At 43.3% G+C, this 17,787-nt stretch carries 15 protein-coding genes; 7 read left to right on the plus strand and 8 right to left on the minus strand.

Features of this window, described 5'->3' with window-relative positions:
• The first annotated feature begins 37 nt into the window (after positions 1–37).
• The 4 genes from ABDD94_RS06550 to ABDD94_RS06565 are packed head-to-tail and all read left to right on the plus strand — an operon-like array spanning position 38 to position 4,656.
• Entirely contained in the window at positions 38–2,092 is a 2,055-nt protein-coding gene (locus tag ABDD94_RS06550; protein ID WP_345955161.1) for a BatA and WFA domain-containing protein, read from the plus strand.
• A 37-nt stretch (positions 2,093–2,129) separates the two neighbouring features.
• The gene (locus ABDD94_RS06555) at positions 2,130–3,383 is read left to right on the plus strand and encodes a dihydroorotase (RefSeq protein WP_345955162.1); all 1,254 of its coding nucleotides are present in this window, start codon (positions 2,130–2,132) and stop codon (positions 3,381–3,383) included.
• Positions 3,384–3,394: 11 nt separating this feature from the next.
• Positions 3,395–4,069 carry a hypothetical protein gene (locus ABDD94_RS06560; RefSeq protein ID WP_345955163.1) on the plus strand — a complete coding sequence of 225 codons (675 nt, stop codon included), beginning with the start codon at positions 3,395–3,397 and terminating at the stop codon, positions 4,067–4,069.
• 14 nt (positions 4,070–4,083) lie between these two features.
• A complete protein-coding gene (locus ABDD94_RS06565; protein WP_345955164.1) occupies positions 4,084–4,656 on the plus strand; it encodes a DUF4199 domain-containing protein in 573 nt (190 codons plus the stop codon).
• Between the two features lie 7 nt (positions 4,657–4,663).
• Here the strand turns inward: ABDD94_RS06565 and ABDD94_RS06570 are convergent, their stop codons facing one another.
• The 8 genes from ABDD94_RS06570 to ABDD94_RS06605 all read right to left on the minus strand — a co-directional run bounded on the left by ABDD94_RS06570 (position 4,664) and on the right by ABDD94_RS06605 (position 13,166).
• Positions 4,664–5,059: a hypothetical protein gene (locus ABDD94_RS06570; protein WP_345955165.1), complete on the minus strand. Its 396-nt coding sequence runs from the start codon at positions 5,057–5,059 to the stop codon at positions 4,664–4,666.
• A gap of 287 nt (positions 5,060–5,346) precedes the next feature.
• Positions 5,347–6,696 carry an RIP metalloprotease RseP gene (gene rseP / locus ABDD94_RS06575; protein ID WP_345955166.1) on the minus strand — a complete coding sequence of 450 codons (1,350 nt, stop codon included), beginning with the start codon at positions 6,694–6,696 and terminating at the stop codon, positions 5,347–5,349.
• Positions 6,697–6,711: 15 nt separating this feature from the next.
• Positions 6,712–7,911 carry a 1-deoxy-D-xylulose-5-phosphate reductoisomerase gene (locus ABDD94_RS06580; protein WP_345955167.1) on the minus strand — a complete coding sequence of 400 codons (1,200 nt, stop codon included), beginning with the start codon at positions 7,909–7,911 and terminating at the stop codon, positions 6,712–6,714.
• A gap of 108 nt (positions 7,912–8,019) precedes the next feature.
• Positions 8,020–9,516 carry a GH3 auxin-responsive promoter family protein gene (locus tag ABDD94_RS06585; protein ID WP_345955168.1) on the minus strand — a complete coding sequence of 499 codons (1,497 nt, stop codon included), beginning with the start codon at positions 9,514–9,516 and terminating at the stop codon, positions 8,020–8,022.
• A gap of 3 nt (positions 9,517–9,519) precedes the next feature.
• Complete coding sequence (locus ABDD94_RS06590) at positions 9,520–10,293, minus strand: hypothetical protein (protein ID WP_345948325.1); 774 nt, start codon at positions 10,291–10,293, stop codon at positions 9,520–9,522.
• A gap of 6 nt (positions 10,294–10,299) precedes the next feature.
• The gene (locus ABDD94_RS06595) at positions 10,300–11,268 is read right to left on the minus strand and encodes a glycosyltransferase (protein WP_345955169.1); all 969 of its coding nucleotides are present in this window, start codon (positions 11,266–11,268) and stop codon (positions 10,300–10,302) included.
• A 165-nt stretch (positions 11,269–11,433) separates the two neighbouring features.
• Entirely contained in the window at positions 11,434–12,384 is a 951-nt protein-coding gene (locus tag ABDD94_RS06600) for a glycosyltransferase family 2 protein (RefSeq protein ID WP_345955170.1), read from the minus strand.
• Positions 12,385–12,545: 161 nt separating this feature from the next.
• Positions 12,546–13,166, minus strand: coding sequence for a phosphatase PAP2 family protein (locus tag ABDD94_RS06605; RefSeq protein ID WP_345955171.1), 621 nt, complete (start codon positions 13,164–13,166; stop codon positions 12,546–12,548).
• 260 nt (positions 13,167–13,426) lie between these two features.
• Between ABDD94_RS06605 and ABDD94_RS06610 the strand changes: the two genes are divergently transcribed.
• Genes ABDD94_RS06610 through ABDD94_RS06620 form a run of 3 tightly spaced genes read left to right on the plus strand, consistent with a single transcriptional unit; the run spans position 13,427 to position 17,690 of the window.
• Positions 13,427–14,752 carry a Pycsar system effector family protein gene (locus ABDD94_RS06610; protein WP_345955172.1) on the plus strand — a complete coding sequence of 442 codons (1,326 nt, stop codon included), beginning with the start codon at positions 13,427–13,429 and terminating at the stop codon, positions 14,750–14,752.
• A gap of 6 nt (positions 14,753–14,758) precedes the next feature.
• A complete protein-coding gene (gene ppk1 / locus ABDD94_RS06615) occupies positions 14,759–16,810 on the plus strand; it encodes a polyphosphate kinase 1 (protein WP_345955173.1) in 2,052 nt (683 codons plus the stop codon).
• Positions 16,811–16,832: 22 nt separating this feature from the next.
• On the plus strand, positions 16,833–17,690 hold the full coding sequence (locus ABDD94_RS06620) for an SdiA-regulated domain-containing protein (protein WP_345948319.1): 858 nt from the start codon (positions 16,833–16,835) through the stop codon (positions 17,688–17,690).
• Positions 17,691–17,787 lie beyond the last annotated feature (97 nt).

Consider the following 17,787-nt stretch of genomic DNA (forward strand, 5'->3'; position numbering starts at 1 on the left):
TTGTTAGCAGCACCAGCGGCAAGTATAAATTTTCCGAATGCATTTTGTCTACCCTGCTTTTCTGTTTGCGCTTATAACACTGGCTATTCCGGTGCTAGTGCATTTGTTCAATTTTAGGCGGTATAAAAAGGTTAATTTCAGTAATGTTCAGTTTCTTAAAGACATTAAGGAACAACAGTCGTCGCGCCGTAACCTGCGCGAGCGGCTCATACTGCTTAGCCGCTTATTGGCACTTGGTTTTTTAGTGCTGGCCTTTGCCAAGCCGTATTTGCCAAGCCAAAATACCATTCCTCCCGGGCAGCAACAGGCAGTTAGTGTATTTATCGACAACTCCTATTCTATGCAAACCCTTAACCCTGAGGGAAGCTTGCTTGATGAAGCAAAGCGCAGAGCTAAAGAAATAGCTGCGGCGTATGCTATAAATGATCGCTTTCAAATCCTCACGCAAGATTTTGAGGGTAAACACCAGCGACTACTCAACCGTCAGGAATTTAACGATGCGGTTGATGCAGTTAAAATAAGTGCGCAAAGCCGTAACCTGCAGCAAATAATTTCGCGTCAGCTCAGCCTTTTACAAACGCAACCGGGCAGTTTACAACAAGCTTATGTAATATCTGATTTTCAGGCAAAAGCAACCGGATTGGCCACACTTAAGCCGGATACAGGAACCAAGGTTAATCTTATCCAGATAAAGGCCAACACCTTGCCCAACATCGCAGTAGATTCTGTTTGGCTGGTTAGCGCCGTGCACCGCCCCGGCGAAACTGAAAAGCTGGTAGTTAAACTGCACAATTATGCTGCCGAAGATGCCAGTGGCATTCCTCTCAAACTGCTGGTTAATGGTATGCAGAAAGCCTTGGCAAGTTATGATGTGAAAGCTCGTGCTATCCGCCAGGACACGCTTACCTTTTCGGGCTTGCAAAGTGGCTGGCAACAAGCACAGATACAGCTGCAGGATAACCCGGTGACATTTGACAACCAGTTTTACTTTAGCTTTAACGTAAAAGATAAATTGCCGGTACTGCTCGTTAACGGCGGACAGCCCAATGCTTACCTGCGTGCTGCATTTAGCTCTGATAACTTTTTTTCGCCCGTGTTTACTAATGAAGGTAGTGTAAACTACAGCCGGTTAAGTGCCTATCCGCTCATTGTAATCAGTGATGTTAAATCCATCTCAAGCGGTTTGGCCCAGCAACTAAAAAGTTATGTAAGCAAAGGTGGTACACTGGCTGTTTTCCCGGCCGATGGGGCCGATCTTGTAAGTTACCAGTCATTGCTGCAACCGGCGGGGGCCGCTTTTCCCCAGAAACTGCTAACCGAGGCAACGCGTGTAAGCAGTTTAAATATACAAAACGCGTTATTTAAAACCGTTTTTGAAGACGTGCCACGCAGTCCGGATCTGCCTATCGTTAAAAAGTACTATCAACTAAGTGCCGCTACGCAAACCCGAAGGGAAAGTTTAATGGATTTACCCGGCGGGCAACCGTTTTGGAGTGGTTATAAAAGCGGTAGTGGCAAAATATACGTATCGGCCGTGCCTTTACAGGAAGACTATAGCAATCTGCCAAGGCATGCGTTATTGCTTCCTATATTGTTTAGAATGGCGCTGTTAAGCGGACATGACCAGCCCTTGTTTTACACGCTTGGCAACGATGCCGTTATTGAAACGGTACCCTTGCAAGTTGGCGAGAAACAGATCTTGAAACTTACAAAAGACAATCAGACAATTATACCGGATGCACGCCAGCAGGAAGGCACTACATTGCTATACCTTGCCGATCAGCTGCAGCAACCTGGTAATTATCAGCTTAGTAAGCAGGATAGTCTGGCGGCCATCATTGCTTTCAATAACAATAAGCTGGAGTCGGATTTGACGTATATGGACAAGTCGGCGTTAATAGGACTGCTACCAAAAGGCAGCGAAGTATGGCAGCCTGGTAAGGGTTCAATGAGCAATACGGTTACCGATACAAATTTTGGCCTGCAATTATGGAAACTTTGTATAATTTTGGCACTGATTTTTGTGGCTGGCGAAATACTGCTTGTTCGCTTATATAAAACAGGTAAACAACAGCAAAGCAGCCCAGCCTAAAATCGTATTAATAGCGTAAGCATAAAGCCTCCTTTACATGAATCTGCTCATCAAATCTGCCACTGTTCTGTACCCCGGCTCGCCATTCTACCAAAAAGTTGCTGATGTTTTAATTAAAGATGGCTTTATTGCCGAGGTGGCCGAAAGCATAAATGCGGATGTTGATGTGTTTGATGCAGCAGGCAGTTACATAGCGCCCGGCTTTTTTGATTTAAACTGCAACATGGGTGAACCTGGTCTGGAAACTAAGGAAGATTTTAGTACAGGCCTTGCAGCCGCAGCGGCCGGAGGTTTCACCGGTTTAGCACTCATGCCCGATACGCAACCACCTATTCACTCCAAAACCGAGGTAGAATATGTTTTAAACACCACCCGCAATAAACTGGTAGATGTGTATCCGCTGGGCACGATATCTTATAAGCGCGAGGGTAAGGATTTAGCCGAGATGTATGATATGTACCGTAGCGGTGCCAAAGCCTTTACCGATGGCAATAGTCCGGTTAAAGATGCCGGATTAATGGAACGTGCTTTATTATATGCCCAGGGTTTTGATGCGCTGATATTTTCTTATCCCGAGGATGTAGCTATAGCCGGTAAGGCAAAAGTACACGAGGGGGTAGTAAGTACGCTTTTAGGTATGAAAGGCATTCCCTCACTGGCCGAAGAACTGATGATAGCCCGTGATCTGTACCTGGCTGAATATACCGGATCGCCTATACACTTTAGTACCATAACCACTACTCGTTCCGTAGAGCTTATACGCGAAGCTAAGCGTAAGGGCCTCCGTGTAACCTGCGATGTGGCCGCACATCATCTGGTACTAACCGATGAGGCGCTGCTGGGCTTTGACAGCCAGTATAAGGTAAAACCGCCACTGCGTACACAAAGCGATATTGACGCCCTTTTACAAGGATTGAAAGATGGCACTATTGATGCCATCGTATCGCAGCATACACCCCAGGAAAAAGAACTTAAAGAAGTTGAATTTGAAATTGCCGCTTTCGGGATTGTTGGGTTGCAAACTGCATTCTCGCTGGCTTTACAAGCGGGCCTTTCTGCTGAGCTGATTGTAGAAAAAATGGCCATCAACCCACGTAAGGTTTTAAACGTACAAACGCCTGATTTAACCACTAACAAGCCAGCAAATCTGGTTGTTTTTAATACCGGTCAGAGCTGGACTTTTGATAAGCAAAGTAACCATTCAAAATCATGTAACTCCCCGTTTTTTGGGCAGAACTTAAAAGGTAAAATACTGTTAACTTGTAACAACAAACAAGTATTTACAAACTAAGCATTCATTAAATGATAGATCAACACATAGAAAATGCCATCAGTGCGGCATTGCAGGCATACACAGCTTATACACCCATAAACGTTAACCAGCTAACAGAAAGGCTTACCACTGTATTTACAGCCGATGATGAATTTTTAGACAAGGCGAACGCACTGGATAATGTGTTTAACGATTTTCCGCAGGCAGAACACTTACGTGAGGTGTTCTTTGATTTGCTGATGGTGAACTTTTTTAGTGCTGATATTAACCGCCTGGAAGAAGATTACCTTGATACTCCAGAGTGGGCTGCGATTGAGGAAGAAACACTTGAGCGTGGTACCGAGCTTTTAAACCTGTTGCTATACTTGAACGAGTGCCGTGATGAAGGTATTGAGCCATCACTCGAAGACTACTTAACGGAGTTCCTGCTGGTTGATGATGATGAGTTTCAGGATGAGCACCAGATTTATGAACCTATTATAGCTAACCAAATCCTGGTAGAAAGTTCGCCTGAGGAAATTCAGAAAGTGGCTGTTAAACTATCAGAAGATGCAGAGCTGAAGGATTTGTTTTATCCAATCATGAGCTTTTTCCAAAACACCAAACCCGGCAACAGCGACAAAGAGGAAATAGCGCAATTCGCAGTTGAAAAAGGCTTTGACATGGCTGTAATTGCCATTTTGGAAGCTTTTAATCAGGACTGAATTTAACCAACTGAATGGAAAACTTAAATCAGGCTGTAAGAAAAGAGGGCGCGATAAGGGGCGTATTATTTGGGATACTTATGCTGGTAGTAGATATACTAAAACTCTACTATCTGGCTCATGCATCCACGTCGCCTATCCTGACCTTTGTTGTTCTATATCCGGTTTATTATATAATACTTTTTGGCGCAGCGCTGCTCTTTATAAGCGGACTCAGAAACAAAATAGGCCGGTACTGGAACCTTAAGCAGGCCATTACCGGCATATTTATTATGCTCATTTTTACCACCCTGATCTGGAACAACGGCATCGCCTTGTTTTCGGGAAAGATAAATCCTGAGCTGGCTGAAAAAGCGCACGTATCATTTGTCGCATCACGTAAAGCGGCTATGCAATCAAGCCACACACCAGCCAAAAGAATTGAACAGGAAGTTGTTAGTATGAATCAAACCTTCGCCGCGGGTAGTAAGGTAACGGTTCAGAGCTTTTTCAGATCGCTTTTTGTTTCGGTTATATTAGTTTTTGCAGTATCGGCCGTGTTGGGCGTTCTATTTAAGCGCGAGCGGCCGGCACAGCCGCAAGCTTAATACCGACCTAATAAGGCTGGTTTGGCGGCGTAAATGGCCGTACCGATAATACACTGTCCACAACAAAATTACTTACACCACGCCAAGGTAGGGCATGCTTGTATTCTTTATAATGAAGTTCCAGGAAAGCGCCAGCACTACGGTTGAGTTTTTCAGCAACTTTTTCATCAGCAACTGAGAATCTGAACTCATTAGATTGCACGCTTCCCTGCGTAGGTGTTCTGATTCCCGATTGTATTAACCTGCCCTCGTAGGTTTTAAACATATAGCCTTTGTGTACAAAGTAATTCATGGTACCGGCTTTGGTACCGTCGCCAAACACAAAATAATAGCGGTAGTAAACTACGCCACCTATTACTAAAAGAACTATCAAGGTTACTATAAGCAGTATTCGTCTTTTCATGATTATGAGTACAACAACTTAACAGGCAAATTGTAAGTATACTGGTCATAAGAAAAGTTTACACCGCAATAGGCTTGTTTTTAACAGCCATATAATGCCTACAAGACTGGGCGTTAATTGACAAATGCTTGCTAATATTAGTCGTCATATTCACGACTAATATTAGCAAGCATTTGTTACTGAATTTCGAGCTGTGCTTTGTGCTTTGGATAACCCTTGCCAAAATTTGACCGTTGTTACTCTACTAGCACTTAGCCTGGCGGGTTTTGGTTTATTGAGTGTGCTAACTACTTTTTAATGATCTTAAAAATATCGTTACCAAATACAAAAACCATTAAGGTAATTAATATTACAAACCCTACCATTTGCGCACGCTCTAAAAATTTATCACTTAGCGGTTTGCCTTTAATCATTTCAATGATAAGAAACAGCGCATGACCACCATCCAGCGCCGGGATTGGCAGCAGATTCATCAAAGCCAAAGCCATTGACAATAATCCTACCAGGCTCCAAAAACGTAACCAGTCAACCTGGCTGCCAAATAAACGGGCAATGCCAATTGGGCTTGATAGTGCTTTATTTGCCTTTACCTGCCCGGTAAATACTTTACCAAGGCCTTTTGCATTATCGCTAAAGGTGCCCCAGGCTTTTGACGCACCAACAGGCAGCGAGCCAAAGAAACCAAATTTTAATGTTTTTTCCTCTGGTAAGTCGGTTTTTACACGGATGCCGAAGCGACCGTCTTTAAAACCAAGCATGCCATCCTTGTTTACCTGTGCAGTTAGTGGTAAGGTAGCTTCATTGCGTTTTACAGTTAAGCCAACCGGCTTATTTTTATACTGCATTAACTGCGCCTGAAACTCATCATAAAAGCGTACTGGAGTACCGTTTACAGCTAGCACGCTGTCGCCTGGTTTTAAGCCAGCCTTTTGTGCATTGCTACCTGCCACTACCGAATCTACCCGGAAAGTGGTACGCGGCATACGGCTAATAAATTGCTCGATGCCCAAATCCGAAACATCATTAAGGATATTGCCGGGCACTTTTATGTTTAATGTTTGGTTGTTACGCTCTACTGTTAAAACGCTGTTTCCCATTAATACTTTTGAGCTTACGAGGTCTTCGAAACGATCAACTTTTTGCCCGTTAAGAGCAACAACTTTGTCGCCGGCTTTAAGGCCAATCCCTTTTCCAATACTGCCAGGTACTATACCGTATTTTAAGCTTTCGTTAGGAATATAAGTTTCGCCGTACTTAATGGTTAGTACCCAAAAAATTAATATACCGAGTACAATGTTCACAAAAATACCGCCCAGCATTACAATTAAACGCTGCCAGGCCGGTTTGGAACGAAACTCCCAAGGCTGCGGCGGACCAGCCATCTGCTCAGTATCCATTGATTCATCAATCATACCGGCAATTTTAACGTAGCCACCCAGCGGCAGCCAACCCATGCCATACTCTACGCCTTTGTAATTGAATTTAAACAGGCTAAAGTTCCAGGCATCAAAAAACAGGTAAAATTTTTCAACTTTTATGCCGAAGGCACGGGCCGCTATAAAGTGACCAAACTCATGCAAAATAACCAAGATAGAAAGGCCCAGTATCAACTGGCCTACCATTATCACTATATCCATTCTGTAAATTACGTTCTAAACAGTCAATGCCTTTAACGGCATTTGTTCAATTAAATTTTGTGCTAAGATGCGTGTTTCTTTATCAGTAGCCAAATAATCGGCTAAAGTTGGTTGTGTCATGACCGGTATTTTCTGCATGCAGTGTTCAATTACATCACTCATGCCCAAAAAGCTCACCTGATCGGCCAGGAAACCGGCCACGGCCACCTCGTTGGCAGCATTTACTATGCAAGGCATATTGCCGGCGGTGCCCAATGCTTCATAAGCAAGGGCCAGGTTACGGAAAGTTGCCATATCGGGCTTCTCGAAACTAAGATTCGGGTAGGCGGTAAAATCAAACCGCTTGTAGTTGTTTTTGATACGCTCAGGGTAACCTAAGGCGTATTGTATAGGCAATTTCATGTCGGGCAAACCCATTTGTGCCTTCATGGAGCCATCCTCAAACTGCACCAGTGAATGAACGATAGACTGCGGGTGAACAATCACTTCAATTTGCTCCAGCGATAAGTCGAACAGCCATTTAGCTTCTATCACTTCCAACCCTTTGTTCATGAGCGAGGCCGAATCAATAGTGATTTTGGCACCCATTACCCAATTAGGATGCTTTAGCGCCTGATGGCGGGTAACGTTGGATAAAAAGTTTTTATCCTTGCCCCTAAAAGGGCCACCAGAGGCGGTTAATATGATTTTTTCTATAGGGTTCAATTCCTCGCCCGCCAGGCACTGAAAGATAGCCGAATGTTCGGAATCAACCGGTAGCAACTTTACGTTGTGCTGCTTAGCCAGCGCAGTAATCAACTCACCGGCTACCACCAAAGTTTCCTTGTTGGCCAAGGCAATATCCTTACCTGCTTTTACCGCGTTAATGGTTGGCTCAAGCCCGGCAAACCCTACCATAGCGGTAAGCACCACATCAATTTCGGGCAAGGTAACTATATGTTTTACCTCATCATAACCAGCCAGTACTTTGGTTTGGGTATGCGCAAGAGCCTGCTTAACCTGTGCATAAAGGCTTACATCACATATTACTGCATAGGCGGGGGCGTATTGTAAAGCCTGCTCAATCAGTAAATCGGCATTGCGATGCGCGGTAAGCACATGGGCCTTAAACCGGTCTGGATTTTCGGAAATTACCTCGAGCGTTTGTGTGCCAATGCTGCCGGTTGAGCCGAGAATAGCTATGTTTTTAATTCCTGTTTGGGACGAACTGTGCATTTATACTGAGCTATAACGGACCAGGGCTAAAGAAGCTCCGCCCGATATTACGTAGATGGATTTACAATGACCTACGATGTTTAATTTATAAAAGATTTAAAATTAAGATTAAATAATATAACCAGCAAGGGCATCCGCAATCTTACGATCGTTTGATAGCCGGGGTACTTTGTTTTGCCCGCCAAGCTTCCCTTGCGAGCGCATAAAATTAATAAAACTATCCGGTTGCAGACATCTGACTACCAAAGGGCGCAAAATGTTACCCTCAATGAGGTCATAGTAATAAATATTTTTTTGCTGCAGCACCCTGTCCACCTTTTGTGCAAAAGCCGGCATATCTGCAGGTGTTTTGCCAAACTCAACAAACCATTCGTGGTAGGGCAAACCATCGGCCGGGTTAACCTGCGGTGCTACTGTAAATTCTACTACATCTACACCTTCTTCACGGGCTACACTCATTAAAGCATGTTCTACTTCCTCGCCAATCACATGCTCGCCAAATGCTGATATATAGTGTTTAATGCGGCCGCTTACTACAATTTTGTAAGGGTTAAGGGATGTGAACTTGACGGTATCGCCAATGCTGTAACCCCATAAGCCGGCATTTGTATTGAGTATAAGGGCATAGTTCTTATTTAATTCAACCTGACCGAGGCTTAGACGGCTGGGATTTTCATTAAAATATTCTTCTGAAGGGATAAACTCGTAAAATATGCCCGAATCTGCCAGCAAAAGTAAGCCTTTGTCTTTTTGAGAATCCTGAAAGGCAATAAAGCCTTCTGATGCAGGGTAAGTTTCTATCGTGTCTATACCAAAGCCTATGCTTTCTTCAATTCGTGCCCGATAGGGTTCGTAATTTACCCCACCGTAAACAAACAACTTAAAGTTAGGAAAAATGTCTTTGATCTTTTTACCGCCAGCTTTCGCCGAAAGCCGGTCAAAGTACATTTGGCACCAGGGCGGTATGCCCGATATAAGGCGCATATCGGCATCGTAAGTTTCTTCCACTATGGCATCCACTTTTTGCTCCCAGTCGTCAATACAATTTACTTCGTAACTGGGCAGTCTGTTTTTTTGCAGATATGCAGGTACATGGTGCGCCACTATGCCCGATAAACGACCTGTAGCAATACCGGCTTTTTTGCTCATTACCGGGCTGCCTTGCAAAAATATCATCTTTCCGTCTACAAAATCCGCCTTGCCGGTTTCATGAATGTAACTAAGCAATGCATTGCGTGCGGCTTTGATATGCTCGGGCATGCTCTCTTTTGAGATTGGTATATATTTAACGCCCGATGTAGTACCCGATGTTTTGGCAAGATAAGCAGGCTTGCCCGGCCACATTACATCCGGTTCGCCATGCGTAACCCGGTCAATGTACGGGCGCAAGTCCTCGTAATCGCGCACGGGTACGTTAAGTTTAAAATCTTCGTAGGTATGAATGTTTTGGAAGTGGTGGTCTTTGCCAAAGGCGGTTGCTGACGCTTGTTTAATTAAGTGCAGCAGCGTTTGGTGCTGTAGCTGCACGGCATTTTGCCGCATGTGGTTTATGTGGCGGTTTACCCGGGCTGCAAAAAGTTTACTTAAAACGGATTTTAACCCCATGGCTTATAAAGTTTCTGACACGTCATCATCTACATCCTTATGGCTGTAAACTAATTTACGGTATGATACCATGATCATCACCTGTACGAGCGGAAAAGAAACCGCAAACCAGCATATTGAAGCTATTTTAAAGATGTAACTGCTGCTATCCACATCAAATAAAAATGTAATAATTAAATTGATGATAATTAGAAGTAAGGCAATAAAACCTACTACAATGAGTATAAGGCCCAACAGCTTGAAAAAGTTATTCCAGGTGATGTAAAAGCTTTGTTTAAGCGACTCAATAGGCCCCGAATCTTCATCTACAATAAAGCAAAGGCAGTATATAGAGCGTACCAGAAGGTAACCAACTGCTATTATTTCTAACTTATCAACTACATTACGTACGGTTGGTGCAATATCCAATTGTAAATTCAGAAATATAATAGTACCGATCAGAATAGTGTAAAGCACCCCGATTGTGACAAAGGAAAGAGCCATCCGGAATGATGGCAATATATCACGAAACTCAAATTCGTAATACTCCCTATCCATAAGGGTTAAAATAAGTTTGTAAAAGCTCAGTACCAGGTAGGATTGTACAAGCATCATGAAGAAAACGAATGCTACCTGTTTATACTCATTATCATATATAACTACAAAGCCAGTGAGAAATTTGATGATCTCGTAAAAGATCAACGATATCATGGAGTAAACAATCAGCGTGATATAATTTTTTTTGATAACATTCCATGCTGTTCTTATAGTGTCGGCTATGGAAAAAGGATGATACATAGGTGCTTATGATTGTTTTAAAATAATGCGCTTACCATAGTCCTGCATAAAACCCAGGCCGTAAGCTATAAGTTGAATGAAGGCTGCGCCTATGCTCAAAAATGCAACTTTTAACGATTTGTTTTTAGACAGCGAATGAAAAAATATTAACAAAGTGAATATCACCAATACCGCATTGCCCAACCAGGCAACAGGCCAGCCAAACAAATTAGCTATAAGCGTAAACATAACCCCAAGTGTAAATACTGCCGGGAAAAAATGCACGGCCTTCAACTCTGACGGAAAGAATTTGTAGATATTGATGCGCGACCTACCAAAAAAATGAAGCTGCTTATAAAACTGGCTGTAACTGGTGCGCCGCTTGTGGTAAACCTTGGCTTCGGGTATCAAGCCTATTTTAAAACCGGCGGTATGAATGCGGATACTGTACTCAATATCCTCACCCAAGCGGGTAATGATGAAGCCGCCAAGTTTTTGCCACACCTGTCGTGATACGCCCATATTAAAGCTGCGCGGATGAAACTGGCCAATACCTTTTTTATTGCCACGTATGCCGCCTGTAGTAAATGGCGAGGTCATGGAATAACTAATGGCCTTTTGCATGGGCGTAAATGATGGATGTGCATCATCAGGCCCGCCATAAGCATCCAGGTAATCGGTTTCGAGGCGATTGTTGACCACCTCAAGGTAATTTTCAGGCACCAGTATATCTGAGTCGAAGATGATAAAATAGTCGCCTTTGGCTCGTTCAAAACCAAAGTTGCGGCTAAAACCCTGGCCTTCGTTGGGCTTGAAATAATAGTGTACGTCCAGATCTGCTGCAAATGCGGCTACAATGTCTTTTGCATCTTTAACCGAACCATCCTCAATTACTAAAACCTCAAACTGCCGGTAAGTTTGGCGCATAAGGCTTTCCAGCAGTTCTTTAATCTCCTGCGGGCGGTTATAAAGTGGTATGATGATGGAGAAAAACATTATTTAAACGGGCGAATGTGCAAATATGCAGATGATAAGTTTATCTGCAAATAATATGGATTATGTCATTTCGAGTGTTAACGATAAATCGTTTCAAAGCCATTACCAGGTACTTCCGGAAATACTGCTCGCTATGGTTCGGAATGACAGGGGCTTAATTCGAAATTAAACTTTGTCTTCTATTTGATAATTGTTTCGCTCAGGCGAATTGCGTGATACCAGTTCGGCCACAAACCCGGTTAAAAATAGCTGCGAACCTACCACAATGGCCACCAAAGCAAGGTAAAACATGGTGCTATCTGTTGCATCGCGATATTTTTCATTGTGCGCAATGTGAATCAGCTTTTCCGCAATAATCCATGTGGTCATTACTAAGCCGATGAAAAAGCTCAGCACACCCATTGAACCAAAAAAGTGCATGGGGCGTTTGCCAAATTTTCCTACAAAAAAGATGGAAAGCAGGTCGAGGAAGCCGTTAATAAAGCGGCTCATGCCAAATTTGGTTTTGCCGTATTTGCGGGCGCGATGTTCCACTACCTGTTCGCCAATTTTAGTGAAGCCGGCCCATTTGGCAATTACCGGTATGTAACGGTGCATCTCGCCATAAACCTCAATATTTTTGACCACAGCTTTGCGATAGGCCTTTAAGCCGCAATTAAAATCGTGCAGATTATTAATGCCAGACATGCTGCGTGTAGCCGCGTTAAATAAACGGGTAGGTATGGTTTTGGTTAGCGGATCATACCGTTTAGCTTTCCAGCCTGATATCAGATCATAATTTTCTTCACTAATACGGCGGTATAGCTCGGGTATTTCGTCGGGGCTATCCTGCAAATCGGCATCCATAGTAATCACCACATTGCCTTGCGCGGCCTCAAAACCTGTATTTAAGGCGGCAGATTTTCCATAATTGCGCCTGAATTTGATACCCTTAACGTGCGGGTTATGGCCGTGCAGCTTGCAGATCATTTCCCATGATCCGTCCTTACTGCCATCATCAACCAAAAGTATTTCGTAAGTAAAACGGTTTTCATCCATTACCCGGCTAATCCAAGTGGTTAGTTCGGGTAACGATTCTACTTCGTTAAATAAGGGTACAACAACTGAAATATCCATGCATAAATTTTCAAGCTATGAACTAGCTTTACTCGTAGTGTGCAAAAATAGGAAAATAGTTTTGCTTTGAGAGGGGTAGAGGCGAGAGTATAGAATCAAGAACGACATGAAAGATAAAAGGGTTCACTCTTGCACGTGACTGCGTGTTAAACGCCAAAAAACTATTGCACCCTGTTCCTGATTGTGTTTAAATAAACGGATGTACCGGCACCTATAAGCGTTCCGGTGGCAACATCGCTGGGGTAATGCAGGCCCAGGTACATTCTCGAATAACTAACGGAGCCAGCCCATAAAAATGCGGGAGCTATCACATACCATTTAGGGTAAAGCATAGAAAGTGATGTAGCCGTGCTCATGGAAGATGAAGCATGCCCTGAAGGGAATGAATAATCGCCGGCAATATATACAGGTACAATGCGGAAATTACCCCTGAATGGCCGCGGGCGCTTAAAAATTCGCTTGATTAGTAATATAGTACCATATGAAATAGCAGAACTGCTGGCAACATACAATGCATTTTGGCGCATGGCTTTATCATTGCTTATGGTGCCGCCTATGAGTAAGCCCGCCGGTGTGAGTAAATTTCCGTAAATATTGGTTTTCGACATGAAATAGTAAAAGCCGGTGCGTTCGGGTGTGCGGTTTTCGGCCAAATGAATCATGATCCGGTCGTCCAGGCTTCGGCCAAACGGCTCTTGCATAACCTGGGCTTCTAGCCGCAAATTAAAAAGTATAAAAATGGCTATTACAGGCAGTGTCTTAAAAAGAATGATGCTCTTCATCAGGTGTTGTAACATTTGTTTGCAAGGTAGGCAAAAAGTGTTTCTTGATGTTTATCAACAGTAAAAAGCAGCTTAAGTGTTACCCTTGTAAATATTTACTGGTAATTACTAACTTTAACAAGCGTTAGTTTAAGGTGCGCGCCTGCAAAGATGTTAAAACCAAATGCATGTATTTTAGGTATTATGCAGTGGATTAATTTATTGGAGGCGTCCTTTAACCAGATACTTATCCATATTTCGCAACGTTTTTAAAATCGCCTATGAACTATCAACAACTGCTGGAAAAAGTAAAACAGCAGGTCTTATCGTATTTTAAGCTTCGTAACAACGAAAGTTTACTCTATCATAACCGTACCCATACAGAGGATGTGGTTGCAGCGGCAGTGCAAATAGCCAATCATTACCAGCTGGATGATCATGATTTTTTTGTGGTAACGGCGGCGGCCTGGTTTCATGATACCGGTTACCTCGAGAACATGAGCAACCATGAGGAGCGAAGCGCACATTTAGCCGAAGAATTTTTAAGGGCACAGTACGCCGACGAAGCGGTGATACAGGAAGTGAAAAACTGTATTATGGCTACCCGCATGCCGCAAAACCCGGTAGGGCTGTTGCAAGAAATTATATGCGACGCTGATTTATTTCATCTGGGCACCGAAGGCTTTGATGCTAAGAACAAGCAATTGCGTAAGGAGTGTAAAACAGCTTTAAACTACGATTATACAAAGCAGGACTGGCGCATAAAGACCATTAAGTTTATGGAAAGCCAGCATTACCATACAGATTACGCACGGATGCTGCTTGCCGATCAAAAAGAAAAAAATATTCAGGAATTAAAAGATAAAGTTGCTGCCTGGGAAGAAAAAAATAAAGCCGCTGAAGCAGGGAGTAAAGAAGAAGTGCAGGAGCCGGCAGTGCCCATACAACAAGCGCCAGCCCAACAAGGCGTAAATCTGGCCGATATTGGCAAGAAAACAGAGACTCCCGGTGCAACCGACAAGGAGGCTACTATATTTCAAGAAAAGACCGGGAAAAAGAAAGAGCGCCCTGATAAAGGTATTGAAACCATGTTCAGGGTTAGTTCGAGCAATCACCAGCGTCTTAGTGATATGGCCGACAATAAGGCGCATATCATGATTACGGTTAATTCGATCATTCTGTCGGCCATTATTAGTTTACTGTTGCGCCGCCTGGAGGATTACAGTTACCTGATTATCCCTACATTCATTATTCTGGTGGTTAGTTTAACAACCATGATTTTTGCCATACTGGCCACCCGCCCCTCTATACCCGAAGGCCGGTTTTCTCAACAGGACGTTAATGATAAAAAAGTGAATTTGCTTTTCTTCGGTAATTTTTACCGTATGAATTTGCCCGAATATATAGCCGGGATGCGTAACGTAATGGCCGATCGTGAATATTTGTACGGCAGCCTTATTATTGACGTATACTCGCAGGGCGTTGTCCTGGGCCGTAAGTACCGGCTGCTGCGCATATCCTATAACATATTTATGTTTGGTTTAATAGCCTCAGTATTGGCATTCATTATTGCCTCTGCTGTTAATGGCGATGGTGGTAAACACTAAAGAGATATGCATCCAAAATTCTTTAACCGCGATGTAAGCTGGCTTTCGTTCAATGAGCGTGTGCTGCAGGAGGCTGAACGCAAAAGCTTGCCATTACTGGAAAGGATTAACTTTTTGTCTATCTATTCCTCAAACCTGGATGAGTTTTATCGTGTGCGGATGCCGGTACTATCGGCCTTAAACCGTTTGCACAGCCGCAATAAGGAAACAGGAGGGGTAAATGTTCAGGCTGATGATTTGCTTAAAGCCCAGCAACTTATACAAAAAAACCAGGAGCAGTACGGGCAGATCCTTACCCAGAGCATTCTGCCCGAATTGAAAGCACAGGGTGTTAATCTGCTTTATAAAGAAGAATTCCCACCACAGATTGTTCGGCAAATAGCCGACTACTTTTTGAGCCAGGTGATGGCATTTTTGCAGCCGGTTACACTTACAGCGGGAGGTAGTTTTTTCCCCGAGAACAATAAGCTTTACTTTTTAATTGAACTGGGTAATGAGGGTGGTGGGCAGGAACGCATTGTTGCCTTAAATATACCATCTGATGAACTACCGCGCTTTTACAGCCTGACCGTTCAGGGAGCATATTACATCGTTTTATTGGATGATATTATACGCTATAATCTCGACAAGATTTTCTCAGAGGAAATAAAAGGATGCCACAGCTTTAAAATTACCCGCGATGCTGAATTTGATTTTGAAGACGAGTATACCGGCGATTTAGCCGATCAGTTGGAGCGGCAGTTGCGCAAGCGGGATTATGGTTTTGCTACCCGCTTTTTACATGAACCTGGCCTATCCCTCCGGGTAATACAAAATGTAAGCAGCATACTCAACCTGAATGAGAGTAGTATTGTTGAGGGAGGACGTTACCATAACTTAAAAGATCTAGCCTCGTTACCGGTTAGTAACCCAGCCCTGAAAGCCGAAAAATGGCCGGCGTTGCGTTTTGATGCGTTGTCTGAAACACAATCATTGCTCGATATGATGGGTATGAAGGATTACGTTTTGCATCCGCCGTATCACAGCTACGATACCATACTGCGTTTTTTTAACGAAGCTGCCATAAGGCCCGATGTGGAAGAGATTTATGTATCCCTATACCGGGTGGCCAGCGATTCTAAAATCGTAAATGCACTCATCAGTGCGGCCAAAAATGGCAAAAAGGTAAACGTAATGGTGGAGCTGAAAGCCCGTTTTGACGAAGCTAACAATATTAAATGGGCCAAAAAACTGAAGGCGGCAGGTGCAAGGCTAATTTATAGTGTTACCGCCCTTAAGGTGCACGCCAAAATAGCCCTGGTTAAGTTACGCTCGGGCGAGCGCATGCAGTACAGAGGCTTGCTGGCCACAGGTAATTTTAACGAGAACACCGCCCGGTTTTATACCGATCATATCTTACTCACAGGCAACCGCGACTTGCTGCGCGAAATGGAACTGCTCTTTATCTTTCTGTCGAAGAGGAAGAAGCCTGCCGAGGTTAGTATCAGGCCGTTTAAACATCTGCTGGTGGCACAGTTTAACTTGCAAGAGCGCTTTATGCAGCTTATAGACCGCGAGATTGAAAACCATCAGCAAGGTCTGCCATCGTCCATCATCATTAAGATGAATAACCTGGAGGAAGAAAAGCTGATTAATAAACTTTACGAGGCCTCAAACGCCGGGGTTAAAGTGCAGTTGATTGTGCGTAGCATTTGCAGGCTGGTGCCTGGCGTTCCTGGTCAGAGTGAAAATATTACGGTAACCCGTATTGTAGACCGCTACCTGGAACATGGCCGAATATTCATATTTGGCAATAATGGCAGTACAGAGGTTTTTATGGGCTCGTCAGACTGGATGAACCGCAATATTTACCACCGTATTGAGGTATGCTTTCCTGTATACAATGCAGATGTAAAACAGGAGATTATGCAGCTGATTGATCTGCAATTGCAGGATAACACACAGGCTGTATATATAGACACACAATTAAACAATATACCTGTTATGCACAATGAACCGGCTGTAAGGTCGCAACAACAGATATATGCCTTGCTGCAGAAAAAAGCGCAAAGCGTTTAGCCATTTTAAAACTTTTTCAACCATGAAAAATATTGCATTATTTATTTCTATCGGCCTGAGTTTGATGCTCTGCTCTTGTGCGCAAAGTCAGCAAAAACAATATAAAAGCCCCAAAGGATACAATTTAAAAGAGGGAACTAAGTACAAAATGCCGGAAGATTTGCTGGAGATATCGGGGCATACTTTTAAAGACGGCGACGGCCGCACATTGTACGCTATACAGGATGAGGACGGCAAATTGTATTATGGTAAGCTTACCGAAGACATGAAAGTAAGCCACACCAAATTTGGCAAACATGGCGATTATGAAGATGTAGCCATCAACGGAGACCAGGTTATTGTACTTAAAAGCAATGGTAAACTTTACATGTTTCCCATTAGCGAAATTGGTGAGCAAGAACTGTCGAACGTAAAAGAGCTGGTTAATATTCTCCCACCCGGCGAGTACGAAAGTATGTACGCCGATGCAGCAGCGCATAAGTTGTATGTACTATGCAAAAATTGTGCAGATGAAAAAACAACCAAAAGCAGTACAGGTTACGTGTTCAACATTCAGCCTAATGATAGTTTGCAAATGGCCGGCAACTTTAAAATTGAGGTTAAACAAATTACTAAGTTATTAGGCGATGATAAGATCAAGTTCAGGCCATCGGCTATGGCTAAAAACCCGATTACCAATGAGTGGTTCATCGTATCGGCTGTAAATGGCCTGTTAGTGGTAGCTGATGAAAAGTGGCAGGTTAAAGAAGTTTATCCGCTTAATCATAAAACGTTTTTGCAGCCGGAGGGTATTGCGTTTGACAAGAAGGGTAATCTCTACATCTCAAGCGAAGGGGATGAGTTTAGCAAAGGCAGTGTTATGAAGTTTACCCGATTTTAACAGGTAGTTACCTGCAATTGTAATATTCTTAGAAATTTTTAACAAGACGTAAACTTTTGGTTAACGCTGTGTTTTCTAAATAAAGGGAAAAAGCAGT

It is taken from the genome of Mucilaginibacter sp. PAMB04168 (genome assembly GCF_039634365.2).
Lineage (GTDB): Bacteria > Bacteroidota > Bacteroidia > Sphingobacteriales > Sphingobacteriaceae > Mucilaginibacter.

Bases quoted from the DNA above. Each gene is read 5' to 3' on its own strand.
- ABDD94_RS06550 (WP_345955161.1), top strand. From the start codon at position 38: ATGCATTTTGTCTACCCTGCTTTTCTGTTTGCGCTTATAACACTGGCT.
- ABDD94_RS06560 (WP_345955163.1), top strand. From the start codon at position 3,395: ATGATAGATCAACACATAGAAAATGCCATCAGTGCGGCATTGCAGGCA.
- ABDD94_RS06595 (WP_345955169.1), bottom strand. From the start codon at position 11,268: ATGTTTTTCTCCATCATCATACCACTTTATAACCGCCCGCAGGAGATT.
- ABDD94_RS06610 (WP_345955172.1), top strand. From the start codon at position 13,427: ATGAACTATCAACAACTGCTGGAAAAAGTAAAACAGCAGGTCTTATCG.
- rseP (WP_345955166.1), bottom strand. From the start codon at position 6,696: ATGGATATAGTGATAATGGTAGGCCAGTTGATACTGGGCCTTTCTATC.
- ABDD94_RS06565 (WP_345955164.1), top strand. From the start codon at position 4,084: ATGGAAAACTTAAATCAGGCTGTAAGAAAAGAGGGCGCGATAAGGGGC.
- ABDD94_RS06600 (WP_345955170.1), bottom strand. From the start codon at position 12,384: ATGGATATTTCAGTTGTTGTACCCTTATTTAACGAAGTAGAATCGTTA.
- ABDD94_RS06580 (WP_345955167.1), bottom strand. From the start codon at position 7,911: ATGCACAGTTCGTCCCAAACAGGAATTAAAAACATAGCTATTCTCGGC.
- ppk1 (WP_345955173.1), top strand. From the start codon at position 14,759: ATGCATCCAAAATTCTTTAACCGCGATGTAAGCTGGCTTTCGTTCAAT.
- ABDD94_RS06555 (WP_345955162.1), top strand. From the start codon at position 2,130: ATGAATCTGCTCATCAAATCTGCCACTGTTCTGTACCCCGGCTCGCCA.
- ABDD94_RS06585 (WP_345955168.1), bottom strand. From the start codon at position 9,516: ATGGGGTTAAAATCCGTTTTAAGTAAACTTTTTGCAGCCCGGGTAAAC.
- ABDD94_RS06570 (WP_345955165.1), bottom strand. From the start codon at position 5,059: ATGAAAAGACGAATACTGCTTATAGTAACCTTGATAGTTCTTTTAGTA.
- ABDD94_RS06590 (WP_345948325.1), bottom strand. From the start codon at position 10,293: ATGTATCATCCTTTTTCCATAGCCGACACTATAAGAACAGCATGGAAT.
- ABDD94_RS06605 (WP_345955171.1), bottom strand. From the start codon at position 13,166: ATGAAGAGCATCATTCTTTTTAAGACACTGCCTGTAATAGCCATTTTT.
- ABDD94_RS06620 (WP_345948319.1), top strand. From the start codon at position 16,833: ATGAAAAATATTGCATTATTTATTTCTATCGGCCTGAGTTTGATGCTC.